Origin of the sequence: Rhodanobacter fulvus Jip2 (genome assembly GCF_000264315.1) — a bacterium.
GTDB lineage: Bacteria > Pseudomonadota > Gammaproteobacteria > Xanthomonadales > Rhodanobacteraceae > Rhodanobacter > Rhodanobacter fulvus.
The window spans coordinates 28,069-54,525 of sequence record NZ_AJXU01000059.1; the positions used below are offsets into that span (position 1 = coordinate 28,069).

24 protein-coding genes and 1 tRNA gene are annotated in these 26,457 nt (G+C 67.4%); 8 read left to right on the forward strand and 17 right to left on the reverse strand.

The genetic code is table 11. The annotated features are described in order from the left end of the window. Nucleotides 1–18: 18 nt before the first annotated feature. The 4 genes from UU9_RS13535 to def form a co-directional block, all read right to left on the reverse strand. Entirely contained in the window at nucleotides 19–1,293 is a 1,275-nt protein-coding gene (locus UU9_RS13535) for an O-antigen ligase family protein (RefSeq protein WP_007082326.1), read from the reverse strand. Between the two features lie 151 nt (nucleotides 1,294–1,444). Then, nucleotides 1,445–2,749, reverse strand: coding sequence for a 16S rRNA (cytosine(967)-C(5))-methyltransferase RsmB (rsmB, locus tag UU9_RS13540; protein WP_007082327.1), 1,305 nt, complete (start codon nucleotides 2,747–2,749; stop codon nucleotides 1,445–1,447). Between the two features lie 10 nt (nucleotides 2,750–2,759). Continuing rightward, complete coding sequence (gene fmt, locus UU9_RS13545; protein WP_040671070.1) at nucleotides 2,760–3,701, reverse strand: methionyl-tRNA formyltransferase; 942 nt, start codon at nucleotides 3,699–3,701, stop codon at nucleotides 2,760–2,762. 26 nt (nucleotides 3,702–3,727) lie between these two features. Then, nucleotides 3,728–4,237, reverse strand: coding sequence for a peptide deformylase (gene def / locus UU9_RS13550; RefSeq protein WP_007082329.1), 510 nt, complete (start codon nucleotides 4,235–4,237; stop codon nucleotides 3,728–3,730). Nucleotides 4,238–4,427: 190 nt separating this feature from the next. Here def and UU9_RS13555 point away from each other — a divergent pair, with 190 nt between their 5' ends. From UU9_RS13555 to UU9_RS13585, 7 genes are all read left to right on the forward strand, one after another. Further along, the gene (locus UU9_RS13555; protein WP_007082330.1) at nucleotides 4,428–5,555 is read left to right on the forward strand and encodes a LysM peptidoglycan-binding domain-containing protein; all 1,128 of its coding nucleotides are present in this window, start codon (nucleotides 4,428–4,430) and stop codon (nucleotides 5,553–5,555) included. A gap of 93 nt (nucleotides 5,556–5,648) precedes the next feature. Continuing rightward, nucleotides 5,649–6,785 (forward strand): DNA-processing protein DprA, encoded by a 1,137-nt coding sequence (gene dprA, locus UU9_RS13560; protein ID WP_007082331.1) that lies wholly within the window; start codon nucleotides 5,649–5,651, stop codon nucleotides 6,783–6,785. Between the two features lie 111 nt (nucleotides 6,786–6,896). Then, a complete protein-coding gene (locus UU9_RS13565) occupies nucleotides 6,897–9,413 on the forward strand; it encodes a DNA topoisomerase I (protein WP_007082332.1) in 2,517 nt (838 codons plus the stop codon). Beyond that, entirely contained in the window at nucleotides 9,414–9,986 is a 573-nt protein-coding gene (gene tsaC, locus UU9_RS13570; RefSeq protein WP_007082333.1) for an L-threonylcarbamoyladenylate synthase type 1 TsaC, read from the forward strand. It begins immediately after the preceding gene. 80 nt (nucleotides 9,987–10,066) lie between these two features. Then, complete coding sequence (locus UU9_RS13575) at nucleotides 10,067–11,455, forward strand: AMP-binding protein (protein WP_007082334.1); 1,389 nt, start codon at nucleotides 10,067–10,069, stop codon at nucleotides 11,453–11,455. Between the two features lie 80 nt (nucleotides 11,456–11,535). Then, nucleotides 11,536–12,819, forward strand: coding sequence for a phosphoribosylamine--glycine ligase (gene purD / locus UU9_RS13580; protein WP_007082335.1), 1,284 nt, complete (start codon nucleotides 11,536–11,538; stop codon nucleotides 12,817–12,819). A gap of 245 nt (nucleotides 12,820–13,064) precedes the next feature. Next, nucleotides 13,065–14,939 (forward strand): MFS transporter, encoded by a 1,875-nt coding sequence (locus UU9_RS13585; protein WP_007082336.1) that lies wholly within the window; start codon nucleotides 13,065–13,067, stop codon nucleotides 14,937–14,939. Between the two features lie 80 nt (nucleotides 14,940–15,019). Here the strand turns inward: UU9_RS13585 and UU9_RS13590 are convergent, their stop codons facing one another. The 8 genes from UU9_RS13590 to UU9_RS13625 all read right to left on the reverse strand — a co-directional run bounded on the left by UU9_RS13590 (nucleotide 15,020) and on the right by UU9_RS13625 (nucleotide 20,140). Further along, entirely contained in the window at nucleotides 15,020–15,889 is an 870-nt protein-coding gene (locus UU9_RS13590) for a cobalamin biosynthesis protein (protein WP_007082337.1), read from the reverse strand. A gap of 115 nt (nucleotides 15,890–16,004) precedes the next feature. Then, nucleotides 16,005–16,976, reverse strand: a complete 972-nt coding sequence (gene nudC / locus UU9_RS13595) for an NAD(+) diphosphatase (RefSeq protein WP_007082338.1) — start codon at nucleotides 16,974–16,976, stop codon at nucleotides 16,005–16,007. 14 nt (nucleotides 16,977–16,990) lie between these two features. Further along, nucleotides 16,991–17,359: an iron-sulfur cluster insertion protein ErpA gene (gene erpA / locus UU9_RS13600; RefSeq protein WP_007082339.1), complete on the reverse strand. Its 369-nt coding sequence runs from the start codon at nucleotides 17,357–17,359 to the stop codon at nucleotides 16,991–16,993. A 103-nt stretch (nucleotides 17,360–17,462) separates the two neighbouring features. After that, nucleotides 17,463–17,894, reverse strand: a complete 432-nt coding sequence (locus UU9_RS13605; protein ID WP_007082340.1) for a bactofilin family protein — start codon at nucleotides 17,892–17,894, stop codon at nucleotides 17,463–17,465. After that, entirely contained in the window at nucleotides 17,881–18,627 is a 747-nt protein-coding gene (locus UU9_RS13610) for a DUF6776 family protein (RefSeq protein WP_007082341.1), read from the reverse strand. The genes UU9_RS13605 and UU9_RS13610 overlap by 14 nt, the downstream gene beginning before the upstream one ends. A gap of 106 nt (nucleotides 18,628–18,733) precedes the next feature. After that, entirely contained in the window at nucleotides 18,734–19,204 is a 471-nt protein-coding gene (bfr, locus tag UU9_RS13615) for a bacterioferritin (RefSeq protein WP_007082342.1), read from the reverse strand. Between the two features lie 125 nt (nucleotides 19,205–19,329). Next, nucleotides 19,330–19,527, reverse strand: coding sequence for a (2Fe-2S)-binding protein (locus UU9_RS13620; protein ID WP_007082343.1), 198 nt, complete (start codon nucleotides 19,525–19,527; stop codon nucleotides 19,330–19,332). Between the two features lie 58 nt (nucleotides 19,528–19,585). Beyond that, a complete protein-coding gene (locus UU9_RS13625) occupies nucleotides 19,586–20,140 on the reverse strand; it encodes an RNA pyrophosphohydrolase (protein ID WP_007082344.1) in 555 nt (184 codons plus the stop codon). A 173-nt stretch (nucleotides 20,141–20,313) separates the two neighbouring features. On the opposite strand from UU9_RS13625, the gene UU9_RS13630 reads away from it, so the two are divergent. Continuing rightward, nucleotides 20,314–20,390 (forward strand) — tRNA-Met (locus tag UU9_RS13630). A gap of 175 nt (nucleotides 20,391–20,565) precedes the next feature. On the opposite strand, the gene hutH is transcribed toward UU9_RS13630, so the two are convergent. From hutH to UU9_RS13655, 5 genes are all read right to left on the reverse strand, one after another. Beyond that, nucleotides 20,566–22,095, reverse strand: a complete 1,530-nt coding sequence (gene hutH / locus UU9_RS13635) for a histidine ammonia-lyase (RefSeq protein WP_007082345.1) — start codon at nucleotides 22,093–22,095, stop codon at nucleotides 20,566–20,568. 70 nt (nucleotides 22,096–22,165) lie between these two features. Beyond that, on the reverse strand, nucleotides 22,166–22,891 hold the full coding sequence (gene hutC, locus UU9_RS13640; protein WP_007082346.1) for a histidine utilization transcriptional repressor HutC: 726 nt from the start codon (nucleotides 22,889–22,891) through the stop codon (nucleotides 22,166–22,168). Nucleotides 22,892–23,076: 185 nt separating this feature from the next. Continuing rightward, nucleotides 23,077–24,021: an N-acetylglucosamine kinase gene (locus UU9_RS13645; RefSeq protein ID WP_007082347.1), complete on the reverse strand. Its 945-nt coding sequence runs from the start codon at nucleotides 24,019–24,021 to the stop codon at nucleotides 23,077–23,079. After that, the gene (locus tag UU9_RS13650; RefSeq protein ID WP_040671071.1) at nucleotides 24,018–25,175 is read right to left on the reverse strand and encodes an SIS domain-containing protein; all 1,158 of its coding nucleotides are present in this window, start codon (nucleotides 25,173–25,175) and stop codon (nucleotides 24,018–24,020) included. The genes UU9_RS13645 and UU9_RS13650 overlap by 4 nt, the downstream gene beginning before the upstream one ends. After that, nucleotides 25,165–26,451: a D-tagatose-bisphosphate aldolase, class II, non-catalytic subunit gene (locus tag UU9_RS13655; protein WP_007082349.1), complete on the reverse strand. Its 1,287-nt coding sequence runs from the start codon at nucleotides 26,449–26,451 to the stop codon at nucleotides 25,165–25,167. The genes UU9_RS13650 and UU9_RS13655 overlap by 11 nt, the downstream gene beginning before the upstream one ends. Between the last annotated feature and the right edge of the window lie 6 nt (nucleotides 26,452–26,457).

Here is a 26,457-nt window from a genome sequence, read left to right on the forward strand (position 1 = left end):
TGCGACGTCGCCCCGCGATCAGGCCGCGCCATCTCCCTCGGCCCGGCGGCGCAGCCCGTGGCCCACACGTACCGCCAGGCCGAGCAGCAGGAAAAAGAACAGCGATTGCGACATCACCCGGAACAGCACGCTCTCGGTGAGCGCGCAGACGGCATAGAGCACCACGATCGCCAGGCCGGCGTACGCGGGCCCGGACACGGCGTCGTCGGGATCGGCCGCGTGCCGGAAAAAATAGAAGAACGGCAGCACGAACAGCAGCACCAGCACCACCAGCCCGAAGATGCCGCGGGTGGCGGCCGCGTCCAGGTATTCGTTGTGCGGATGGCCGTATTGCGCGACCGCCGCATTGGTGCGCCCGGCCGCCACTTCGCTGCGTATATAGGTGCCGAAACGGTCGATGCCCACGCCGGCCAGCGGGTGTTCCTTGAACGCGCGAACGGCCGTGCGCCACATCTCCAGTCGCTCGCGCACGGCGCCCTTGGCGTCGTGGTTGGGGTTGTACGAGCTGACTTCCTGGCTGATGCTGGCGAAGCGTTCGATCAGTCGACCATCGAGATTGGCCGCGGCCGTGAGCGCCGCCGCGATTCCGATCACCAGGATCGGCAGCCATTGCCGGCGCCGCAAACCCTTGCGATAACCATGCAGCGCCATCACCAGCGCAAACGCCGGCACGAAGGCCAGCAGCGGCCCGCGGCTCTGGGTCAGCAGCGCGCCATAAAGACCCAGCGCCATGGCGGCGCCATGCAGCCACTTCTCGCCTCTGGTCGCCTTCGGGTTCAGCAGTTGCAGCAGCGCCAGCAAGGTCAGCCCCAGCATGACGGTGGCGAACTCGATCGTGCTGGCGGGGCCGCCATTGAGTCCGGCCGGGCGCAGGACACCGTAGAAGTGGTGCTGCACGATGCTCACCGCGCCGAGGAAAATCAGCGTCAGGCTGAAGCCATTCCAGACCTTGCGCATGCTCAGGCCGAGGCTGAAAACAGCGGCGATCACCGCGTACATGATGATGTGCGCGGACTGGTCGAACTCGCGCCAGTCGAGCTGGTGTTGCCAGATGTTGACCACCGAAAGCGCCACCATCAGCGCCGCGGGAACCAGCGCGGGCCAGGCGTAGCGGTAATCGCGACGCACCGCCCGGCCCGCCGCCAGCAACCACAGCCCGGTCAGGAAAAGCAGTGCAATCGGCAGCACCCTGACGTGCCTTTCGATGGAGAACGACAGCGGGACCAGGATGACCAGCAAGGTGCAGCACGCCAGTGCCCATCGCTTCAACTGTGTACCGTGCATGGCGTCCATTGCGTTCCAGCGGTTGCGCGATCGGGTGGATGGTGGAGCGACGTGCCGCCTGGGGGAAGGCGGGCGGTGTGCGGCAGCGCCGGGAAAATAGCAAATCGAGCCGAACGGATGCGTTGTATAGCTGGCCCCGGCTTACCGCCAGCTGAGCCCTTCACAAGGCACGCTTTTCGATCACGGCGTAATACATGCCATCCAGGTCGCCGTCACCGGGCAGGATCTGCCAGCCGACGCCGGCCGCCTGGCCCGCCGGCAGGGTGAAGGCGATCGCCTGCGCATCGGGCTGCGCGGCCAGCAGTTCGGCCACGATGGCCTCGTTCTCGGCGCGCAGCACCGAGCAGGTGATGTAGACCAGCCGGCCACCTGGCGCCAGCAGTGGCCACAGTGCCGCCAGGATGCGGCGCTGCTGCGCGTGCATCGCGGCGATGTCGCTTTCGCGCCGGTGCAGCCGCACGTCGGGGCGACGGCGCAGCACGCCGGTGGCCGAGCACGGCGCGTCGATCAGGATGCGGTCGAACGGCTGGCCTTTCCACCAACCCTTGGGCGCGCCGGCGTCGCCGATCACCACTTTCGCATTCAGGCGCAGCCGCATCAGATTCTGGCGGATGCGCTCGGCGCGGGCGGCATCGAATTCCAGCGCGGTGAGGTCGATGTCGGCACGTTCCAGCAGGTGGCAGGCCTTGCCGCCGGGTGCGGCGCAGGCATCCAGCACGCGCAGGCCGTCGCGCAGGTCGGCCAGGTCGGCGGCCACCTGGGCGGCGCCATCCTGCACGGCGAAGAAGCCGTCTTCGAACCCGGGCATGCGGGTGACGTCGGTACTGTGCGGCAGTACCAGCGCATCGCTCAGCCACGGGTGCGCGCTGGCCGCATAACCGGCGCCCTGCAGTTGGTCGATCAGCGCCTGGCGTCCGCTGCGCTGGCGATTGACGCGCAACATCAGCGGCGGCTCGCGGTTGTCCGCTGCCATCACCGCATCGGACTGCTGCGGCCAGTCGCGCTGCAGCGCGGCGGCCAGCCACGCCGGGTGGGCGTGACGGGTTTGTGGTTTGGCGTCGAGGCGGGCGAGCAGGCTGTCGCGCTCGCGCTGCCAGCGCCGCAGGATGGCGTTGACCAGACCGGCCAGCTGCGGCCGACCCAGCGTGCGTGTGGCCTCGACCGTGGCGGCCACGGCGGCGTAGTCGCTCAGCTGCAGGATTTCCAGTTGCACCAGCCCCAGCACCAGCAGCGCGTGTACGGCCGGGTCCTTGTGCCGCAGCGGCTTTTCCAGCAAGCCATCAACGGCCGCATCGAAACGCAGCCACCAGCGCGCCCCTTCGCTGAGCAAGGCCATCAGCAGCGCGCGATCGCGCGGATCGGCCAATCGCCGTGCGTTGCGTTCCATCACGTCACGCAGGGACGCGCCGCGCAGGGCGACGTCAGCCAGGCCCTTGGCGGCCAGTGCACGGGTATCGGGTTTCATCGACGACAGATCATGGCGCGCGCCGCAGTTCAGGCCGCGCGTTGAGATAATCCATCACGCCGATGCGTTTGCCGCCAGCGCGCTGCACTGCCAGCACGCGCAGCGCGCCCTGGCCACACGCCACGTCGATGCCATCGCGACCAGCCGCGATCACGCTGCCGGGCACGGCGTGATGCACGATGTCGATGGCTTGCGCGGCCCATATCCGCAAACGTTCGCCGGCGATCTCGCCTTCGGCGACCGGCCAGGGATCGAACGCGCGCACCTGGCGCTCCAGCTCGATCGCCGGGCGCTGGAAATCGAGCTTCGCCTCCGCCTTGTCCAGCTTGTGCGCATAGGTCACGCCGTCGTCCGCCTGCGGCACGGCGGCCGGCATGTCTCTCGCGCGCAGGCGCTGCAAACCCTCGGCGAGCACGTCGGCACCCAGCGCGGATAAACGGTCATGCAGCGTTCCGCCGGTGTCGTTGCGAGCGATCGGCGTGCGCCGCTCGAGCAGGATCGGGCCGGTGTCCAGGCCCGCTTCCATCTGCATCAGGTCGACGCCGCTTTCCGCGTCGCCGGCAAGGATGGCGCGCTGGATCGGCGCCGCGCCACGCCAGCGCGGCAGCAGGCTGGCGTGCACGTTCCAGCAACCGAAGCGCGGGATGGCCAGGACCTTGCGCGGCAGGATCAGCCCATACGCCACCACCACCAGCAGGTCCGGCTGCAAGGCGGCCAGCGCCTGTTGCGCTTCGGCGGATTTCAATGAATCGGGCTGGTACACCGCGATGCCAGCGGCCAACGCGGCCTGCTTCACCGGGCTGGGGGTCAGCTTGCGGCCGCGGCCGGCGGGGCGATCGGGCTGGGTATAGACGGCCACCACCTCGGCGCCGCTGCCGCGGCAGGCATCGAGGCAGGGCACGGCGAAATCGGGAGTGCCGGCGAAAACCAGCCGCAAGCCGGGGCTACTCAAGCCGGCACTGTTCAAGCCGGCACTATTCAAGCACTGGCCGCCTGCTTGCGCGCCTTCTCAAGCCGCTTCAGCAGCATGCCGCGCTTCAGTGCAGACAGGTGGTCGACAAACACCTTGCCGTCGAGATGGTCGATTTCGTGCTGGATGCAGACCGCCAGCGGGCCCTCGGCATCGACGACGAACTCGTTGCCGGCCGCGTCCTGCGCCTTCACCTTCACTTTCAACGCGCGGGTGACATCGGCGTACAGGCCGGGAAACGACAGGCAACCCTCCTGGTAAACCTGCGAGCCTTCCTTTTCCAGGATCTGCGCGTTGATCAGCGCCAGCGGCTCGGTGCGTCCCTCGCTCATGTCGGTCACCAGCACGCGCTGGTGCACGTTGACCTGGGTTGCGGCCAGGCCCACGCCATTGGCCGCGTACATGGTTTCGAACATGTCGGCGACGAACTGCTTCAGCTTCGCGTCGAACACGGTTACCGGCACGGCACGGGTACGCAGGCGCGGGTCGGGGAATTCGAGAATGGACAGAACGGACATGTATTTTTCACCTCGACGCCGAAAGTGCGGGCGACTTGGTAAAAATCGAGCCCTGGCGCCATTTAGAATGTGCCTCATTGTACGTCGGCAAGCGCGTGTCTGCAGACGATTTTTGTCGACGGACGACTGTTGCGCGTCGAAAGGGTTCAGCTACACTCGACCGAGCATAAGGGGAGGGGGATTCCCAACAATGATCAGAAAAACCATCGTCCTGCTGGCCGGCTTGCTGGTAACCGTGGCCGTCTACGCAGCAGGCGCGCAACTGCGCACCGATCATCCCGACAATTACACCGTGCGCAGTGGCGACACGCTGTGGGACATCTCCGCCCGTTTCCTGGTCAAGCCCTGGTTGTGGCCGGAAATCTGGCAGGCCAATCCGCAGGTACGCAATCCCCACCTGATCTATCCGGGTGACGTGCTCAATCTGTCGTTCATCAACGGCCCGTCGCTGCGCCTGCAGCCCAGCGTGCATCGCGAGGGCGATGCCGTGCCGGCGATCCCGCTGTCGGAACTGCGCACCTTCCTGAAAGACCTGCGCGTGCTGAATTCCAACGAGGTCAGCTCGGCGCCCTACGTGGTGGGTCTGGAGGAAAACCGGCTGCGCGGCGCGGTAGGCCAGAACATCTACGTGCGTGGCTTGCAGGCCACGCCCGGCCAGCGTTGGGCCATCGTGCGGCCCAGCCACGTCTTCCGCGGCTTCGAGCAGGACGACCCGGGCGACGCCGACAGCCGCATCTTCGCGCATGAGCTGGACAGCAACGCGGCCATGGTCAACGCGCCGTGGCGCGAGGATTCCCGCCACGACGGTCAGATGGGCCGCGGCCAGGACATGGGCGTGGAAGTGACCGTGATCGGTACCGCCGAAACGCTGCGGGTGGGTGATCCGTCCACCTTGCTGCTGCTCGACTCCACCCGCGAAATCCGCAGCGGCGACCGCGTGCTGCCGATCGACGACGCGCCGTACGATCCCTACTTCTACCCGCATCCGCCCAAGTCCCTTGCCCAGGACTCCCACGTGATCGGCTTCGCCGATGCGCTGGACGCGGTGGGTTCGCGCCAGGTGGTGGCGCTGTCGGTCGGTGCGAAGGATGGTGTGGACAACGGCCAGACCTTCTCGATCTACCGCCCGGGCGAGAACATCCATGACGACGTGGCCAGCAACAGCTGGCGCCGTGGCGTGGGTTCCCGCGTCACCCTGCCAGACGAATTCGTGGGCCACGTGATGGTGTTCCGCACCTTCGATCGGGTCAGCTACGGCCTGGTGATGGACAGCCTGCGGCCGGTGCACAAGAACGACAAGCTGGCGATGCCGGAGTAGTCCCGGCGGCGAAACCCGGCGACATTGCCTGACACCACGGCGCGGCTACCACCGCGCCGTGATTGTTTGGGGTGACTGCGTAAACTTCGGGGCATGGACGAAACACACGAATTGCGCGCCTGGCTGACCGCGCTGCGCACGCCGGGCCTGGGGCCGGGCGGCTTGCGCGAGCGGCTCGACGCCGCCGACGGCGACATCGATGCCGTACTGCGAAACCTGCATCGTCACCGAACCGCGCTGGGCGATGAAGCCCGGGCCTGGCTGGATGCGCCCGACGAGGCGCGGCTGGCTGCCGACATCGCCTGGCTGGCCGAGCCGGATCACCACCTGTTGCGCTGTACCGACGTGGATTTCCCGCCGCAACTGGAAAACATCCCGCAGCCGCCCGCGGCCCTGTTCGTGGCCGGCAATCCGGGCCTCGCCTTGCTGCCGCAAGTGGCCATCGTCGGCGCGCGCAGCGCCAGCGTGGCGGGCATGGCCCACGCCAGTGCGTTTGCCCGGGCGCTGGCGCAGGCCGGGTTCGCCATCACCAGCGGCATGGCCGACGGCATCGATGGCGCCGCCCACACGGCCGCGCTGGATGCCGGCGCCAGCACGCTGGCGGTGATCGGCACCGGGCCCGACCGGGTCTATCCGCGCAAGCACCATGGATTGGCCCGACGCATCGCCGCGCAGGGCGCGTTGATCAGCGAATTCCCACCAGGTACCGGCGCCCGCGCCGACCACTTTCCGCGGCGCAACCGCATCATCGCCGGCTTGTCGCTGGGCACGCTGGTGGTCGAGGCGGGCCTGCGTTCCGGTTCGCTGATCACCGCCCGGCTGGCCGGCGAGCAAGGGCGCGAGGTGTTCGCCCTGCCCGGCTCCATCCACAACCCGCTGGCCCGCGGTTGCCATCGGCTGATCCGCGACGGCGCCCGGCTGGTGGAAACGGCCGCCGAAATTATCGAGACATTGACGCCCGCAGCGCGCATGCTTGGCGGCGAGTTGGCCGCGCGGCTGGGCAGCACGGACGTGGCCGCCAGCGTTGGCGATGCCGCTTCGTCGGCACCTGACGACCCGGCATATCGCGACTTATGCGGGGCGCTCGGTCATGATCCGGCGACGTTGGACGAACTTGTGCAACGTACGGGTCAGACGGCGTCGGCGCTTTCCTCGATGCTGCTGATGCTGGAATTGCAGGGACGCGTCGAGACGCTGCCCGGCAATCGCTACCAGCAACTGCCGGGCTGAACGCGCGGCCGGCGTGATTTGGCTTGACAGTCGCCCGCCCGGCGTGGTTTCAACTATATATATGCGCCCGTCGCCCAGCGGCGGTCTTTACGTTTGTGGAAATCCAGCTTCATGGCAAAAAACCTGCTCATCGTCGAATCGCCGGCCAAGGCCAAGACGATCAACAAATACCTCGGCAAGGACTTCCAGGTCCTGGCCTCCTACGGCCACGTGCGTGACCTGCGGCCGAAGGAGGGCGCGGTCGACACCGAACACGGCTTCGCCATGGCCTACGAGGTGATCGAGCGCAACGAGAAGCATGTCGACGCCATTGCCAAGGCAGCCAAGCTGGCCGACGACATCTATCTGGCGACCGACTTGGATCGCGAAGGCGAGGCGATCAGCTGGCACATCAGCGAGATCCTCAACGAGCGTGGCCTGACCAAGGGCAAGCAGTTGCACCGGGTGGTGTTCTCCGAGATCACGCCCAAGGCGATCAAGGCCGCGGTGGCCGCGCCACGGCAGTTGTCGCACGACCTGGTCGATGCGCAGCAGGCGCGCCGGGCGCTGGATTACCTGGTCGGCTTCAACCTGTCGCCGGTGCTGTGGCGCAAGGTGCAGCGCGGGCTTTCCGCCGGCCGCGTGCAGTCGCCGGCGCTGCGCATGATCGTGGAGCGCGAGGAGGAGATCGAGGCGTTCAAGGCGCGCGAATACTGGACCATCGAAGCCCAGCTCAAGCATGCCGAGGGCGATTTCAGCGCCCGCCTGTCGCGCCTCAACGGCAAGAAGTTCGAGCAGTTCGACCTCACCAACGAGGCCGATGCGCAGGCCGCCCGCGACGCGCTGAAACAGGCCGCGCGCGGTCGCCTCACCGTCAGCGACGTCAGCTCCAAGGAGCGCAAGCGCCGTCCCGCCGCGCCATTCACCACCTCCACCCTGCAGCAGGAGGCCGCGCGCAAGCTCGGCTTCACCACCAGCCGCACGATGAAGGTGGCGCAGGGCCTGTACGAAGGCGTGGCGCTGGGCGACGAGGGCAACGTGGGCCTGATCACCTACATGCGTACCGACTCCACCATGCTCGGCGACGACGCGCTGGCCGAACTGCGCCAGCTGATCGCCCGCGACTTCGGCGCCAAGGCCTTGCCCGACGCGCCGCAGGTGTACAAGACCAAGTCGAAGAACGCGCAGGAAGCGCATGAGGCGATCCGTCCCACCTCGGCGATGTACACGCCGAAATCGGTGGCGGCCTACCTCAACGACGACCAGCGCAAGCTGTACGAGCTGATCTGGAAGCGCACCGTGGCCTGCCAGATGATCCACGCCACCTTGAATACCGTGTCCGTGGAATTCGCGCTGCCGCATGTGGAAGGCGGCGACGCCTCGTTCCGCGCCAGCGGTACCACCGTGGTCGATCCGGGTTTTCTGGCCGTGTACGAGGAAGGCAGCGACCAGAAGAAGGCCGACGACGACGACGAAGGCCGGCGCCTGCCGCGGCTGGAAAAAGGCGAGGCGGTGCCGCTGCACGAGATCGCCGCCGATCAGCATTTCACCGAGCCACCGCCGCGCTACTCCGAAGCGAGCCTGGTCAAGGCGCTGGAAGAGCACGGCATCGGCCGTCCGTCCACCTACGCCAGCATCATCCAGGTGCTGCAGAACCGCGAGTACGTCTTCCTCGACAGCCGCCGCTTCAAGCCCAGCGATGTCGGCCGCGCGGTCAGCAAATTCCTGACCCAGCACTTCACCCAGTACGTCGACTACGACTTCACCGCGAAGATGGAAGACGAGTTGGACGCGGTCAGCCGTGGCGAAGAAGCCTGGGTGCCGCTGATGGAGCGCTTCTGGGTGCCGTTCAAGCAGCAGGTGGACGAGAAAACCGAATCGGTCGATCGCAGCGAGGCCACCGGCGCGCGCGAGCTGGGCACCGATCCGAAAACCGGCAAGCCGGTGTCGGTGCGGCTGGGCCGCTTCGGGCCGTACGCGGCCATCGGCACCAAGGACGACGAGGAAAAGCCCACCTTCGCCAGCCTGCGCCCCGGCCAGAGCATGCACACCATCACCCTGGCCGACGCGCTGGAGCTGTTCAAGCTGCCGCGCCAGCTGGGCACCGCGCCGAACGGCGACGAGGTCAGCGTGGCGATCGGCCGTTTCGGCCCGTTCGTGAAGCAGGGCAGCACCTACGCCTCGCTCAAGGCCGAGGATGATCCGTACACCATCGAGCTGCCCCGTGCGCTGCAGGTGGTGGCCGAGAAACTGGAGATGCTGGCCAACCGCCTGATCCTCGACTTCGGCAATGGCGTGCAGGTGCTGAACGGTCGCTACGGCCCCTACATCACCGACGGCGAAAAGAACGCGCGGATCCCGAAGGACCAGGAACCCAAGACGCTGACCGAAGCCCAATGCCTCGAACTGCTGGCCGCCGCGCCGGTGAAGAAAGGCCGCTTCGGCAAGAAGACGGCCGCCAAGAAAGTGGCCGCCAAAAAGGCGCCGGCCGCGAAAAAGGCTGCCGTGAAAAAGGTCGTCAGCAAGAAGACGGCTGCCAGGAAATCTGCGACCAAGAAGACGGCTACCAAGAAAACCGCGGCGAAGAAAACCGCGGCACGCAAGACGCCAGCCAAATCCTCCGGCACCTCGGGCGCGGGCGAGGCCTGAGTGTTGCAGCGCTTTGCCGGGAGCCAGATCGATGCTGCCGCCGCGCTGCTGCGTGACGGTGGCGTGCTGGCCTATCCGACCGAAGCGGTGTTCGGCCTGGGCTGCGACCCGCGCAACCGGACGGCGTTCGAACACCTGTTTGCGCTGAAACAGCGGCCGCCCACGCAAGGCGTGCTGTTGATCGCGGCGGATTTCGCGCAGGTGGAGTGTTACATCGACCGCGCTGCCGTCCCTGCTGACGTGCTGGCCCAGGTGCAGGCCAGCTGGCCGGGGCCGCATACCTGGATTCTTCCGCGTGCCGCCGACATTCCCGCGTGGATCGCCGGCGCGCATGCCGGCATCGCCTTGCGGGTGACGGCCCACGCGCCGGCAGCAGCCTTGTGCCGCGCCTACGGTGGCGCCCTGGTTTCCACCAGCGCCAACCCACACGGCAGCGCACCGGCCCGCACGGCGGACACGGTAGCCAGCTATTTCGGCGACGCACTGGACGGGCTGCTGGACGCGCCGCTGGGACAGCAGGACCGCCCCACGACCATCCGCGACGCCCTCACCGGCGCCACTGTTCGGCACTGAGCCGCCGCGCAATAATTCGCCGCTGAACCGTCCGCACGGAAGCACCTGCCGATCGGCGGGATGCCACAGGAGAACCCCGCTTGGCCATTGTCTACGACACATTCCAGCAGGAGGCGCCCAGCCGGCTGCCGCTGCTGTTCGCCACTGCCGCCGATCGCACGGTGGCCTGGCGCGATGGCGCCGCGGTCAGTGCCGCCCAATTCCTGGGCCACGTGCGGCAGGTGGCGGCGCAGCTGCCGGCCACCGCGGCGACGGTCAACCTGTGTGAGGATCGCTACGCGTTCCTGGTGGCGTTCTGCGCCATCGTGCTGCGCGGCCAGACCAACCTGCTGCCCTCCTCGCGCGCGCCGCAGGCGGTGGACGAGGTGATGGCCGCGCATCCCGGTTGCCATGTGCTGGGCGACCTGCCGCTGGACGTGGCGCCGCCGCGCTACCAGAGGATGTCGCCACTGGAGGCCATGGTCGAAAGCAGCGACTTCGTGTTGCCATCGATCGATGCCGACCAGGTGGTGGCGATCGGCTACACCTCCGGCTCCACCGGTGCGCCCAGCGCCAACCGGAAAACCTGGCGCAGCTTCCACGCCAGCACCGCCGGCAACCTGCAGATGCTGCGCGCCGAGCTGGGCCAGCGGTTCGAGGTTGTTGCCACGGTGCCGCCGCAGCACATGTACGGCATCGAGATGTCGGTGCTGCTGCCCTTGCTGGGCGACATCGGCATCCATGCCGGGCGGCCGTTCTTTCCCGCCGATGTGGCGGCGGCGCTGGCGGAGGTGCCCGCGCCACGCGTGCTGGTGACCACGCCCGTGCACCTGCGCGCCCTGGTCGACTCGGGCATCGCGCTGCCGCCGCTGGCGGCGATGGTGTCGGCCACGGCGCCGCTGTCGCGCGAACTGGCGTTGGCCGCCGAGCAGCGTTTCGGCGCGCCCTTGCTGGAAGTGTTCGGTTCCACCGAGACCTGCGTGTTCGCCAGCCGCCGCGCCAGCGTGCAGGAGGAGTGGTCGCTGTTCGACGGCGTGCAGTTGCACCCGCAGCCGGACGGCACCCTGGTCGACGCGCCACAGCTCGATGATGCGGTGGCGCTGGCCGACCTGGTCAGCCTGCACGATGGAGGTCGGCGTTTCCGTTTGCGCGGTCGTCGTGCGGACCTGCTGGAAATCGCCGGCAAGCGCGCCTCGCTGGCCGATCTCACCCGCCGCCTGCTGGCCATCCCCGGCGTGCGCGACGGCGTGATGCTGCAACTGGACGACGCCGACACCATCGGCGTGCGTCGCATCGCGGCCGTGGTGGTGGCGCCGGAGCTGGACGAGCACATGATCCTCGATGCACTGCGCCGCGCGATCGACCCATTGTTCCTGCCGCGACCGCTGCGGCTGGTGGACGCGCTGCCGCGCAACGAAACCGGAAAATTGCCGCGCGCCGCGTTGCTGGCACTGCTGCAAACGGCCAGCGAAGGCCATTCGCCAAACTGACCGCGCCGACGTCCAGGGCGCAGCGTGCCCTACAATGCGCGACGGCGCCGCGCCGGCGCGCATCTGTATCGGAGCAGTACATGAAGGTTCTCGTCATCGGCGGCGGCGGTCGCGAACACGCGCTGGCGTGGAAGCTGAAGCAATCGCCGCGGGTCAGCGAAGTGATCGTGGCGCCCGGCAACGCCGGCACCGCCCGCGAGCCGGGCGTGCGCAACGCCGACGTGGCCGTGACCGATCTCGACGGCCTGCTGAAACTGGCCCGTGACGAAGGCATCGCGCTGACCGTGGTGGGCCCCGAAGTGCCGCTGGTGGCCGGCGTGGTCGACCGCTTCCGCGATGCGGGCCTGCGCATCTACGGGCCGCGCGCCATCGCCGCGCAACTGGAAGGCTCCAAGGCGTTCGCCAAGGATTTCCTGCAGCGGCACAACATTCCCACCGCCTACTACGCGGTGTTCACCGAGCTGGAGCCGGCGCTGGCGTACGTGCGCAAGCATGGCGCGCCGATCGTGATCAAGGCCGACGGCCTGGCCGCCGGCAAGGGCGTGGTGGTGGCGCTGACCCAGGCCGATGCCGAGCTGGCCCTGCACGACATGCTGGGCGCGCACAGCTTCGGCGACGCCTCCGCCCGCGTGGTGATCGAGGAATTCCTCGACGGCGAAGAAGCCAGCTACATCGTGATGAGCGACGGCAGCCACGCCCTGCCGATGGCCTCCAGCCAGGACCACAAGCGCCGCGACGAAGGCGATATGGGCCCCAACACCGGCGGCATGGGCGCGTATTCGCCCGCGCCGGTGGTTACGCCGGAAGTCGAGCAGCGCATCCTGAAGGAAGTGATCGAACCCACCCTGCGCGGCATGGCGCTGGAAGGTGCACCGTTCATCGGCTTCCTGTACGCGGGGCTGATGATCGACAAGCAGGGCAATCCCAAGGTCATCGAATACAACGTGCGCTTCGGCGACCCGGAGACGCAGCCCATCCTGATGCGGCTGAAATCCGACATGGTCGACCTGATCGACGCCGCGCTGGATGGACGTCTGAATGAAGTCAGCGCGCGCTGGGACCGCCGCCCCGCCATCGGCGTGGTACTGGCGGCCGCGGGTTATCCGGCGCGGGTGCGCAGCGGCGACGTGATCGACGGGCTGGATGCCGCCGTCGCGTCTGACGTCAAGGTTTTCCACGCCGGCACCAAACTCGACCAGCAAGGCCGCGCGGTTACCGCCGGCGGCCGCGTGCTCACCGTCTGCGCGCTCGGCGACGACCTTGCCTCCGCCCGCACGCATGCCTACGCCGCCATCGAGAAGATCCACTACGAAGGCGCGTTCCATCGCCGCGATATTGCGCACCGGGCGTTGCATCGTCGTTGAGGTGGTGAGGTCGGACATGGGGTTTTGGAGGGGTAACTTTTTGGCCAGGAGCGCCCCCATCCGCCTTCGGCACCTTCCCCCGTTGCACGGGGGAAGGAAGCGACCGGGCCCCTCGAAACAGCCAGCTCCCTTCCCCCGCTGTGCGGGGGAAGGTGCCGAAGGCGGATGGGGCGCTCTTCGCTCCACACTCCGGATAGCCCAGGAAGAAAACACCCGACACTCCCACCCACCCGCCATGGATTCGCATGAGCCAATTCGCATTGCTGGGAAAGCGTCGCTTCGCACCGTTCTTCTGGACGCAGGCGCTGGGGGCGTTCAACGACAACGCGTTCCGCAATGCGCTGCTGATGCTGGTGGCGTTCCAGATGGGGTTGGGCGACTACACCGTGTCGCTGTACACGAACTTCGCGCCGGCGTTGTTCATCATCCCGTTCTTCCTGTTCTCGGCCACGGCCGGGCAGCTGGCGGAGAAGTTCGAGAAGACGCGCATCATCCGCTGGGTGAAGTTGTTCGAGATCGTGGCGATGGTGGTCGCCGCCATCGGCTTCTACACCCATCACCTCTCGCTGCTGCTGGTGGTGCTGTTCATGATGGGCATGCATTCGACCGTGTTCGGGCCGATCAAGTACGCGATCCTGCCGCAGGCGCTGAAGCCCGCTGAACTGGTCGGCGGCAATGGCCTGGTGGAAATGGGCACCCAGCTGGCGATCCTGATCGGCATGATCGCGGGCAATGCCCTGATGCTGGTGGCCGGTGTGGGGCCGTTGCTGGCGTCGGGCGCCACCATCGCGGTGGCGGTGGCGGGGTATCTGGTCAGCCGCAGGATTCCCGCCGCACCGGCAACCGCACCGGAGCTGAAATTCAACTGGAACCCGTTCAGTGAAACGGCGCGGGTGCTCCGCATCACGCGCGCGGATCGCGCCGTGTGGAACGCGGTGCTGGGCATCTCGTGGTTCTGGTTTTTCGGTACCGTGCTGATCGCGCAATTGCCCAACTACACGCGCGAGACGCTGGGTGGCGACGGTTCGGTGAATACGCTGGTGCTGACCCTGTTCTCGGTCGGCAGCGGCATCGGCGCGCTGCTGTGCGAGCGGTTGTCGGGCAAGCGGGTGGAGATCGGGCTGGTGCCGCTGGGCGCGTTCGGGCTCACCGTGTTCGGCGTGGATCTGTATCTCGCGCGGCATGGCATGGCGGCGATGCGCGGTGTGGATTGGCTGACCTTCCTGCACGGCGCGGGGAGCTGGCGCATCGCGCTGGATCTCACCCTGATCGGCGTGTTTGCCGGTTTCTACGTGGTGCCGCTGTTCGCCTTCGTGCAGGCGCGCGCGCCGCGCGAAAAGCTGTCGCGCATCATCGCCGGCAACAACATCGTCAACGCCTTGCTGATCGTGCTGGCGGCGGGGTTCGGGTTGGGGCTGGGGGCGCTCGGTCTGGACGCGTCGCAGATTTTCCTGGCCGCCGCGCTGCTCAACATCGCGGTGGCCGCGTACATCTTCACCCTGGTGCCCGAGTTCCTGATGCGCTTCATCACCTGGGTGCTGGTGAACACGCTGTATCGGGTGCGTGCCGATGGTTTGCAGCAGATCCCCGAGGACGGCCCGGTGCTGCTGGTGTGCAACCACGTCAGCTACATGGATCCGCTGCTGCTGATGGCGAACCTGCGGCGGCCGGTGCGGTTTGTCATGTACTACAAGATCTTCAAGATCCCGCTGATGAGCTTCGTCTTCCGCACCGCCAAGGCGATTCCCATTGCGGGTTACAAAGAGGATGCGGCCGTGCTGCAGCGAGCCTACGACGCCATCGACGACGCGCTGGCGGCGGGCGAGGTGGTGTGCATTTTCCCCGAAGGCGGCTTGACCGGCGATGGCCGGATCGCGCCGTTCCGAACGGGCGTGGAGAAAATACTGGCGCGTCGCCCGGTGACAGTCGTACCGCTGGCGCTGCGTGGCCTGTGGGGCAGCGTGTGGAGCCGGCGCGATTCAAGGCTGCATCGCGCGCGCCTGCCGCGCCGCTTCCGGGCGCGGGTGGAACTGGTCGCCGGTGCACCGCTGGAGCCGATTGAAGCCAGCGCCGAAGCACTGGAAGCACGCGTCAACGAACTACGCGGCGATCTGGCGTAGCAGACCTGCGCGGCGACGCTCTCCGAATCCCGAATCCCGGCTTCCAACAGCCTAACGGCTGGTCATCCCGAATCCCGGCCTCAGGCCACCCAGCCGCCGATCACCACCAACGCCACCACGCTGAGCCACGCCAGCAAGGCGCGCAGCAAAGCGCTGCGCAACCGCACCAGCTCGGCCAGCGGGTCGGTGCGATCCTCGGCGTAGCCGTCGCCGCCCTCGATGTCGCTGATCGCATCGGCGCGGGCGGCCGCACCGAGAAAGCCGGGCCCCACGCTGTACCAGCTGTTGGTGGCGGCCTGGGCGTGCCAGCGCTGCCATGCGCCGATCACGGCCTCCCAATGACCGACCACCGCCAGAGTCAGGGTCAGCAGTTGCGCCGGCAGCCAGTCCAGCGCATTGGCCACATGCCGCGCGCTGACCGCGCTGGCGTCGTCCAGTTGCAGCGAACGATCACGCCCCAGCGTCTGCGCCAGCCGGTACGCCAGCGCGCCCACCGGACCGAACAGGAAAAACCAGAACAGCACGCCGAAGCGCCGGCGCAAGGCCGCGTACGCCACCGCTTCGCCCAGCGCCGCCGCCTGCCAGGTCACCGTCTCGCCATCCTCGGTCAGCGCCTGCGCCGTGGCTTCACGCTGCAGCCCGTCGGGCGCCTGCACGATCGCTTCCAGGTCCGCCTCGAATTCGCGCGGACCGAACGCATACAGCAGCACCGCCAGTGCAAACAGCATCTGCCACAGTTCAGCCAGCGGCAGCCGCCCCAGCAGCCAGGCCACCGCGGCGCAAAGCACCAGCGGCAACAGCAGCGCCAGCACCACACGCCCCACGCCACTGGTGTCGCCCAGTTGCCGCACCCATCGGCGAAACGGCCGATCGCCACCCCAGCGGGCCAGCTGCGGCCGCAGATGGAGCAGACCAAGGGCGATGAGGACGATGAGCAGGCTGATGGCCATGACAAACACTCGCGGACGAATGGCACACATTGTAAGCGAGGGACGATCCGCCGTCTGGACGGCTGAAACTTCAGCGCGTGTCGTCAGCCGCGTTGCGGATTCGAGTGAGCAGGATCTACCGCCCGGCCGCGGCGACCAGGTCGTCCAGATCCATGCCGCCGCGCCGTTCCAGCCAGTGCGCCAGCAACCGGTAGGACACCGACAGCGGCGGTGAGGGCAGGAAGCTGCCGTCCGCCAGCGCGTCGGCGATCTGCTGCGGGGTGAACCAGCGCGCTTCCTCCAGCTCGTGATCGCGCATGGCGATCTCGCGTGAATGCGCGGTGGCGGTGAAGCCCACCATCAGCGAGGCGGGCATCGGCCACGGCTGCGAGGAGTGGTAGTGCACCTCGTCCACGAGCACGCCCGATTCCTCGGCCACTTCGCGCCGCACCGCGTCCTCCAGGGTTTCGCCCGGTTCGACGAAGCCGGCCAGCGTCGAATAGCGGCCCACCGGCCAGCCGGCTTGCCGCCCCAGCAGGCAGGCGCCGTCGTGTTCGACGATCACGATGATCGCCGCATCGGTGCGCGGGAAATGCATGCGTGCGCACTCGGCGTTGCTGCACTGCGCACGGTGACCGGCACTGACCAGGCGCAACGTTGCGCCGCAACGGCCGCAGTAACGGGTCTCGCGTTGCCAGTGCACCAGCCCCTTGGCGTAGGCGAACAAGGCTGCTTCTTCGATCGGCAACTGCAGCGCCGAGTGGCGCAGGCTGGCGAAAGGCGCCCCCAGCGAAACCGCCAGCGCGCTGGTGCGGGCGGCGTCATCCAGCGCCAGCACGAAATGCGGGCGTCCGTCGATCAGACCGAGCAGGCTGGCGGGTACGTCGCCCAGTCGTTGTTCGCGCTCGGTGACGTCGAGCCAGCGCAGGGCGTGGCGGTCGCGTTGCAGCAGGGTGTCGCCGGCGGCGTCGAGCAGCAGGTAACGTGCGTCGCCGGATCGGGCCTGTGCGTCGATCCAGGCGTGGTCGTCGCGCCGCTCGGCCACCCGGTCCAGCACCAGGCTGAGCCCGGCAAAGATGTTGGGTGGCGGCGTGCTGGCCCGGTCCATGCGAGGTGGGCCGTTCAGGCGGAGAACGACGACCCGCAGCCGCAGGTGGTCTTGGCGTTCGGGTTGCTGATGACGAACTGCGCGCCGCTGAGGTTCTCGGCGTAATCGATCTGCGCGCCGGTGAGGTATTGCAGCGACAACGGATCGCACAGCAGGGTCACGCCCTCGCGCTCGACCGCCAGGTCATCCTCGGCCTGGGCCTCGTCGAAGGTGAAACCGTACTGGAAACCCGAGCAGCCGCCGCCGGAAATGTAGACGCGCAGCTTCAGGTCGGGGTTGCCCTCTTCGGCGATCAACTCATGCGCCTTGCTGGCGGCCGCCGCGGTGAACAGCAGCGGCGCACTGGCGCTGCGGTAATCGGGAATGGCGACGAAAGTGTTCATGACGTTCCAGATGGGGTCGTTGCGGGACGGTACAAGCATACCCGCGACGGCCTCCGCCTCCATGAACGCGGATGGCGCGCGAGGCGCCATCGCGCTCGCCGGCTCAGGCGGATACGGCTTCTTCCGCTTCGACGGGCGCCGGCAATTCGTGCGGCGCGGTGGCTTCCCCGCCGTCGCCCTCGCGGCTGATGCTGCCGTTGATCTGGGCGCCGGCGGCCATTTCCAGCGTGTGATAGCGCAGGTTGCCGTCGATGCGCGCCTGCGCCGACAGCTCCAGCCGGGTGGTCACCCACACGTCGCCGGTGACATGGCCGTTGAGAATCGCGTGCGACACGCGGATCTCTCCGTCGACCTGGCCGTGCTCGCTGAGCGTGAACATCGCATCCTCGCCCTCGGCCACGATGGTGCCCTCGACGCGGCCATCGAGGTGCAGCGCACCGCGGAAGCAGAGGTCGCCGCGGATCACGGTGCCGCGGGCGATCAGGCTGGTGTCGTCGCTGGCTTGGTGGCGTTCTCGGCGCTTACGGTTGAGCATCGTTGTCTCCCAGGACGGTATTGATGTTGCCGCTGAGCGCGTCGCTCCAGGCGACGCTGCGGACAATGGCGGGCTGGCCTTCGGGCTGGATATGCAGGCGCAGCCGCGTGGGACGGAAATCGGCCGGCAGCACCAGGGTGCCGCGCAGCTGCTGGAAATACTGGAACTTGAACGGAATGCCGGCCTTCTGATCCGCGTCACCCAGGGCTGCCCAATCCAGCCGGGTGACCTTGTCGCCGCGCAATCCCTCCACGCTGACCGTGACGGCGCCGCTGATGTCGCTGCCGCGGCGGGTGTTCTGCGACAGGCTCAGGCCGATGTCCCAGCCGTGCGACCCGGCAATGGGCCGCAGCCGCACACCCTGCACCTGCAGCCCCGTGCGCTGGCCTTCGCCGCCAACCAGGCGGGAATAGAAGCCGAGGTCGGCGCGCAGGCTGCTGAGCTCGGTTTCGCGCTGGGTCAGCGTATTTCGCAGGGAGCGGGTGGCCACCTCGTTCACCCGCGCGGCGCTTTCGAGGTTGGCGAGTTGTTGTTTCAGCTGTTCGATCTGCGCGTTCAACGCCCGCTGCTGGCGGTGGTCGACACTGGCGGGCGCGTCGTGCGACGTCAGCCATGCCACCAGCGCACCGGTCAACACCACGCTGCCGAGCCACGCCAGGCCCAGCCAGAATCCCCGATAACGCCGCTCGCGATGCGGCCGCACCACGAAGCGCGGTGGTGGTCGTGAGGCCATGTGACTCCCCCGGCAAACCCAAGGTATAGCGTCGCCACGGCGAGGCGGTCAAGGTTGGCCGCCTGGCGGCGCTCCGGAAAAGCGCCACAGGTCACAACGATGGACTTCAGCTTTGCATCTTGCTCTGCAGGTAGCGCTCGGCGCCGATGTCGCGCACCAGGCTGAACTGCGTCTCCAGCCAGTCGATGTGCTCTTCCTCATCATGCAGGATGTTCTTGAACAGATCGCGGCTGATGTAGTCGGCAATGCCTTCGCTGTACGCGATCGCCTCGCGCAGATCCTTCACCGCGGCCAGCTCCAGATCCAGGTCGCCCTGCATCGATTCCAGCGCGTTCTCGCCGATGCGCAGCTTGCCGAGATGCTGCAGGTTCGGCAGCCCGTCGAGAAACAGGATGCGCTCGATCAGGTGATCGGCGTGCTTCATTTCCTCGATCGATTCCTTGTACTCATGCTCGGCCAGCTCGGTATAGCCCCAGTCCTTGAGCATGCGGAAGTGCAGGAAATACTGATTGATCGCGGTCAATTCGTTGTAGAGCACCTTGTTCAGGAACTCGATGACCTTGGCATCACCCTTCATGGCAGTTCTCCGTTGACGACCCGCCGACTATACAAAGGTCATCGGCAGCGGGGCGAAACGCGAACGGGAATGGTTTGCCGATGCATCGCAGCGATGCGGCAAACGCGTGTTGCAAGAAGAGGATTTCAGGCAGCGACGAGCGGCAGCGGAAACGGCACCTGGGTCAGCGCCTGCTGCAGGATGGCGCGGGCCTCCGGCTCGCAGCAGCCGCAGCAATCGGAACAACCCGTGCGGGCCTGCAGCTCGGCGAACGTGCGCACGCCATCGGCCACCTCGCGGCGGATGTCATGGTCGGTAACGGCGTTGCACATGCAGACGTACATGGCGCGTATAAGAACGCGAATGCGAATGATTGTCAACAACAAAAGGTGAGCATGACGCTCAGGCCACCTTGCGACCGCCCTGTGGCGGCGTTGGCGCGGTGCTTTCGCGCGGCGGCGCGGTGCCCAGATCCACCTGGAACAGGCCTTCCACCAGCGGCGCGAACTGCCGCAGGGCACGTTCGTAGACCTGCCGCTTGAAGTTCACCACATGCGCCGCCGGGTACCAGAAATCGACCCAGCGCCAGATATCGAACTCGGGCTTCTCGCCCGCATCCAGCTTCAACGCCTCCTCGCCACCCACCAGCTTCAGCAGAAACCAGACCTGCTTCTGGCCGATGCACGTGGGACGCTGGTGATGCCGCACGTAGCGGCCCGGCAAGCGATAACGCAGCCAGCCATGCGTGGCGCTGACCACCTCGACATCGTGCTCGGAAAGGCCCGTTTCCTCCTCCAGCTCGCGGTACATCGCCTCCAGCGGCGTCTCGTCGCTGCGCATGCCGCCCTGGGGAAACTGCCAGCCATCGCGATTGACCCGGCGCGCCCAGAACAGTCGGCCGTCTGCATTCAGCAGAACAATGCCCACGTTGGGTCGATAACCATCAGCGTCAATCATCTCGCGTCCTCGGATCACGCGGCGCAGCGCCGCACGGGACCGTACCCGTCACGTCGATTCAAGCACGGCGCGCGAAGCCACGGCAAGCTCAAGGCTTGAACAGACGAGTCCAGACGACTAAACTGCCGCGCCCCACCCGTGATCGTTCTGATCCCCCGCGGCGGGTTCCCAATGGCTATGTAGCTCAGCTGGTTAGAGCACAGCACTCATAATGCTGGGGTCGGTGGTTCGAGTCCACCCATAGCCACCAAGTCTTCCCGTCCGTCAGATCAGTGAATGACGAGCGATCAAGCCCGCCGATGCGGGTTTTTTCATGTCTGAATTTCCCGTCTGCATGGATGGATGTGATTCGTTCGTCGAACGCAAGAGCTGCGATGCTCCGCATGGTGCAGATGCCGAGCGTCGCTGTTGGTCGACGATTTCCATCACGACACCGTCGACGGTAGCGGCAAGTCGAGAAATTCGTGGAGTGCCGAGCTGTCGATCAGTGCATTCAACGCCTCGATGTCCGGCGCCAGATAGCGATCTTCGCTGTAGTGCGGCACGGCTTCGCGGATGCGGGCGTGTGCGGCTTCCAGTACGGCGGATGAGTGCAATGGCCGGCGGAAGTCGATGCCCTGGGCGGCGGCCATTAGTTCGATGGCCACGATCCGGCGCACGTTGCCGACGATGTCGACGGCTTTGCGCGCGGCGAAGGTTGCCATGCTGACGTGGTCTTCCTGGTTGGCGGAGGTGGGCAGCGAATCGACGCTGGCGGGGTGTGCCAGCGTCTTGTTTTCGCTGGCCAGCGAGGCGGCGGTGACGTGGGCGATCATGAAGCCGGAATTGATGCCCGAGTCCTGCACCAGGAAGGCCGGCAGGCCGGAGATGCTGGCGTCGACCAGCATGGCGATGCGGCGTTCGGACAGCGAGCCGATTTCGGCCACGGCGATGGCGAGCTGGTCGGCGGCGAAGGCGACGGGCTCGGCGTGGAAGTTGCCGCCGGAGATCACGTCGCCGGTTTCCGGAAACAGCAGCGGATTGTCGGAGACGGCGTTGGCCTCGATCTCCAGCGTGCGTGCGGTTTGCCGCAGCAGGTCGCGGCAGGCGCCCATCACCTGCGGCTGGCAGCGCAGGCTGTAGGGGTCCTGCACGCGCGGGTCGCCGACGCGGTGCGATTCGCGGATGGCGCTGCCTTGCAGCAGTTGCCGGTAGATCGCGGCCACTTCGATCTGCCCCGGCTGCCCGCGCACCGCGTGGATGCGCGCGTCGAACGGCGCGTCAGACCCGCAGGCGGCGTCGACACTCAGGGCGCCGGCCAGCACGGCGGCGGCGAAAACCTGCTCGGTGCCGAACAGGGCCATCAGCGCGATGGCGGTGGACACCTGGGTGCCGTTGAGCAGGGCCAGGCCTTCCTTGGCTGCCAGTCGCAGCGGGGCGATTCCCGCGCGGCGCAGGCCATCGTCGGCATCCATGATCTCGCCGCGGCAACGCAGCTTGCCTTCGCCCATCGCGGCCAGCGCCAGATGCGCCAGCGGTGCGAGATCGCCGCTGGCGCCCACCGAGCCCTGGCACGGAATGCATGGCCACAGCTCGGCGTTGTACATGGCCAGCAGGGTGTCGATGACCTGCATCCGCACGCCGGAGTAGCCGCGCGCCAGCGAGGCAATCTTCAAGGCCAGGATCATGCGCACGGTGGTGTCGTCCAACAGCGCACCCACGCCTGCCGCGTGCGAGCGCACCAGGTTGGTCTGCAACTGTTCCAGCTGATCGGCTGGCACATGCACCTTGGCCAGCTTGCCGAAGCCAGTGTTGATGCCATAGGCCGGCTGGCCGGCAGCCACGATGCCTTGCACGGTTTGTGCAGCGGCGTGGATGCCGGCCGTGCAGGCGTCATCCAGCCGGATGGGCTCGAACGCCGCGGCGATGTCGCGCAGCTGGGCCAGGGGTATGTGTCCGGGAATCAGGGTTTGCATGGCGGGTTTGTCCGGTGATCAGGATCGGGTACAACGCATGTTCGTGGGCCGGCGACCATCGGACGCTGCGTCACGCATGCAGCGAGTCGCCGACATGGAAGCTGCCGACGAAACGGTATTTTGCTGCCGGGTGAGTGAGCCGCGCGACGCTGGCGACGCGGTCGCGCGACCAGGTGCGGCGGCCCAGCACGAGCAGCGGCGCACCCACGCTGACGTCCAGCCATTTCGCCAGGCGCCGATTCGCCGCCTCCGCTTCGATTACGTGCTCCGTGCGCTGCAGCGGTGCCGTGCGCATGAGGTAGTGATGCGGGATTTCCAGCTGGAAATCGATGCCCAGGTAACCGGGCGCGCAGGCGGGGCTGACAAACCGGTCTTCCAGCTGCAGCGGCTTTCCGTCCGCCCGATGCAGCAGGCGCGAGTGAAACAGTTGCTCGCCCGAAGTGATGCCGAACTGTCGGGCCATGGTGGGGCTGGCCGCGACCGATTCGCTGACCAGCACGTCGACCGAGTGGGTCTCGCCGCGCGCCGCGATTTCGCTGCGGATGCTGCGCACATCGAGCAGGGCCGATTCGACCTTGGGGTCGGCCACGAACGATCCCACGCCTTGTACGCGTGTGATCACGCCCGCGCTGGTGAGTTCACGCATGGCCCGGTTCACGGTCATGCGCGACACGCCGAATTTCGTGACGAGATCCTTCTCGCTGGGAAGGCGGCTTTGCGGCGGGTAGTCGCCGTTGACGATGTGCTGAAGCAGGTAGCGTTTCAGCTTCAGGTACGCGGGCGCGGGCTCGTTCATCGGCTTAGGATGACATGTCTATACAAGTCGATGAAAGGCCATGAAACCTCACCCGCCAGGGCGCGGGTGTGGCTGCGAAGACGCGGCCGTTTACTGGCCGCAGCCGTCACGCTGACGCGGTGAGCCGGATTTCCACGCGGACTGCGGAGAACACCGATTTCGACGTCGGCCCGCTCGCGCTGGCGCTAGCGTGCGCCGCCCTGCCCCAACCTGATCGCATAGAGCGCCGCGCCGTAATCCGGTGCGTGCACGGGAAGCCGGATCTCGAAGGCGGAGCTTGCCGCGCCAAGTGCGTCGCGAAACGGGCTCAGCAGCAGGTCGCCGGCGTTGAATGCACCGCCGGAATACGACACGGGTACCGGTTCGCCCGCTTCGAATTGCAGCGCCAGCCGCAGCGCGTCGCAGATCTGCGCCAGCTCGCGGCCGGCATCGTGGAAGATGGCGAGCGCCGCCGCATCGCCCGCGCCCGCGGCGTCGGCCACCTGGCGCGACAGTTGGGCCAGGTCGCTGCGCGGGGAGGCTTTCTCGCCGTAGATGTGGGCGCAGATGTCGAGGTCGTTGTCGAGCTGGAAATGCGCGTTGAGGATGCCGTGCAACGGGCCTTTGGGCAGGCGGCCGTCGCTCATGCGGGAGTAGGCGTTGAGGCCGCGGATGGCGATCCAGTAGGCGGAGCCTTCGTCGGAAAACGCTTCGCCCCAGCCGCCGGCGCGGGCGGCTGTGCCGTGGCGCTGGCCGTAGCCGATGGAGCCGGTGCCGGCGACGATGTTGATGCCGTCGGCGCAGGCCAGCGAGCCGGCCCAGCCGCAGACCATGTCGTTGTCGCAGGTGTAGCGATGGTGGCCCAGGATCGCTTTGGGAAAGGTTTGCAGCAACGCGGTGGCGTGGCTGTCTTCGCCGTAGGCGGGCAGGCCGAAGAAGGCGTGGGCGATATCGGCGGGCGTGCGTTTCGTGGTGGCCAGCACGTCGGCCACGCCATCGGCGAGGATGGCGCGCACGCCCTCCAGGCCGACGTGCGGATGGTAGGTGGTGCCCCGCTGCGCCTCGGCCAGCAACTGGCCGTCGGCGTCGATGAGGGCGAAGCGGGTCTTGGTGCCGCCGCCGTCGACGCCCAGGTAGACCGACGTAGTCATGCGTTCAGCGCATGCAGGCGCACGCCTTGGACCACGCGGTTGACGATGCCGGCGGGGTTGGGGTTGTCGGGTGTCACACCCATCGCGCGCGAGGTGAAGAAGGCATAGGTCTGTGCCATGGCGATATACGGCCACAGCAGGTCGAGGTCGGCGGCGGTGGTCATGTCGGGTACGGCGATGCTTCCGGTGCCGGCTTCCGTGCGCGGTTGTGCGGTGACCTCGATGATGCGGCCGGCGCAACCGTCACGGCGCAGTTCGTCGACCAGGTCCAGGTCGTAGCGGCGGGTGAGCGGATCGTTGGAGACGAACACCACCACCAGCGTGCGCGCGTTGACGAACGTCTTGGGCCCGTGCCTGAAGCCCAGTGGCGAATCGAAGCAGGTGGCGACGGCGCCATTGGTCAGTTCGCCCAGTTTCAATGCCGCCTCCCGCGCAAGACCTTGCAGCACGCCGCTGCCCAGATAGACCACGCGTTCGTGCTGCTCCAGCGCCAACGCATCCAGTACCGGCAGCGCTTCGTGGATGCTGCGATCGGTGGCGTTGGCGATGGCCTTGATGCGACTGTCCATGGTTCCGGTCGGCAGCAACGCGGCCACCACGGCGTACATCATGCAGCTGAAGCTGGAGGTCATCGCGAAGCTGGTGTCGTGGGTTTCCGGCGGCAGCAGCACCGTCATCGCGTGGGCGACGGCCAGCTTGCCGAGTTCGCCCTCGGCGTTGCACAGCACGACCAGGTGGCGCACTTCGCGCACCATGGACTCGGCCAGTTTCACCGCGGCCAGGCTCTCCGGGCTGTTGCCGGAGCGGCCGAACGACACCAGCAGCAGCGGTTGCTCCGGGTCCAGGTACATATGCGGCGCGCAGACGATGTCGGTGGTCGGCACGGCGTCCACGCGGGCAGCCAGTTGACGATCCAGCAGCGGCGCCACGCATTGGCCGATATAGGCGGAACTGCCCGCGCCGGTGAGGATCACCCGCGCGGCGGGATTGCCGGTCAGCCCGCCGGCGAAGACCTGGATCTTCTCGTGCAGGTCGGCCACCAGCGCGTGAGTCCGCTCCAGCATCTGCGGTTGCTGCGTGATTTCCCTCGCGGTGGCGATCGCGCCGGAGGCGGTCAACGTGGATTCGGTGAGGCCCAGATATTCAGTGGTCATGGTGATGGCATGCATGGTGGTAGTCGTCGAGGGCGGCACTGATGTGGGCCATGGCCAGCGACAGCGGATCGCGCGAGGCGGTTCCGTTGCGCAGCGCATGCAGTGCGTGGGGAAGGAACTGGCTGATCAGCGGCAGCGGCGGCGGGTTTTCGCGCAGGTTGTCGAACAGGCGCTGGCGGGCCTGTTCGATCACCGGATCGGGCCAGTAATAACGGATGCGATCGCTGAGGCTGTATTGCAGGTCGATGCTCAGCCCGTGGCCTTCGCCGTGGTAGTAGCGCTGCCAGTAGCCCGGTTCGGCGCGCATGCGCCGCAGCACCACGTCGCGCAGGTCGGCGCGATACGCCTCGTCGATCCATTCGCGCTCGATCGCATCCAGCGCCCACAGCGCCTCGCGCAGGGCGAAGGTCAGGCCGGGGCCGACCTTGAGGATGGCGAAGTGGTCGCGCACCAGCGCGGCCAGGTCGTCGCGGGTCTGGTAGTCGGTGGAATGCGCCTCGAACACCATGCCCGGCACGGTGGTGATGGCGTGGCTCAGTTCGCGGGCTTTTTGCGGCTGGTAATCGACCACGTTGTGATGATCGAACTCCACGCCCGGCTGCACCACCGAGGCGATCACGCGATGCCAGGCGGCTTCCAGACCGGCTTCGATGAATGCCTGACGGTGCGCTTCGATCGTGGCCAGCGTGGCCTGCGGCGTGGTGACGGCCAGCCCTTCGATCGCTTCGGTGGCGCCGCCGGGCACCGGGACTTCGGTGCCGATCACGTACACCGGCGCTTCGCCACCGGCGCTGGCGTAGGCGGCTTCGGCGGCGCGGCACAGACGCACGGCGCGGCGCACGATTTCCGTTTCCGGCAGCGGCTCGGGGTCACCGGCGCAGGCCATCGAGCAGTCCAGATGGATCTTGCGGAAGCCGGCGGCCACGTAGGCGCCCACCATCACTTCGGCCTTGTCCATCGCCGCGCCCGCGTCCAGCGCCGTCCACGGGTTGGGGCCCAGGTGATCGCCGCCCAGCGCAAGGCGCGCGCGGTCGAAGCCGACGCGGTCGGCAATGCCGTGGACGAAGGCCACGAAGTCGGCCGGCTTCATGCCGGTGTAGCCGCCATCCTGGTTGACCTGGTTGCAGGTCGCCTCGAACAGCACGAACGCCTGCCCGGTGCGTTGCGCCTGGCGCAGGCTGGCTTCGATGACGATGGGATGGGCCGAGCAGATCGAGGTCACGCCGGTGGCGTGCCCCTGCTTGTGTCGGGCGATGAGGTCAAGAAGGACTTGCATGGGGAC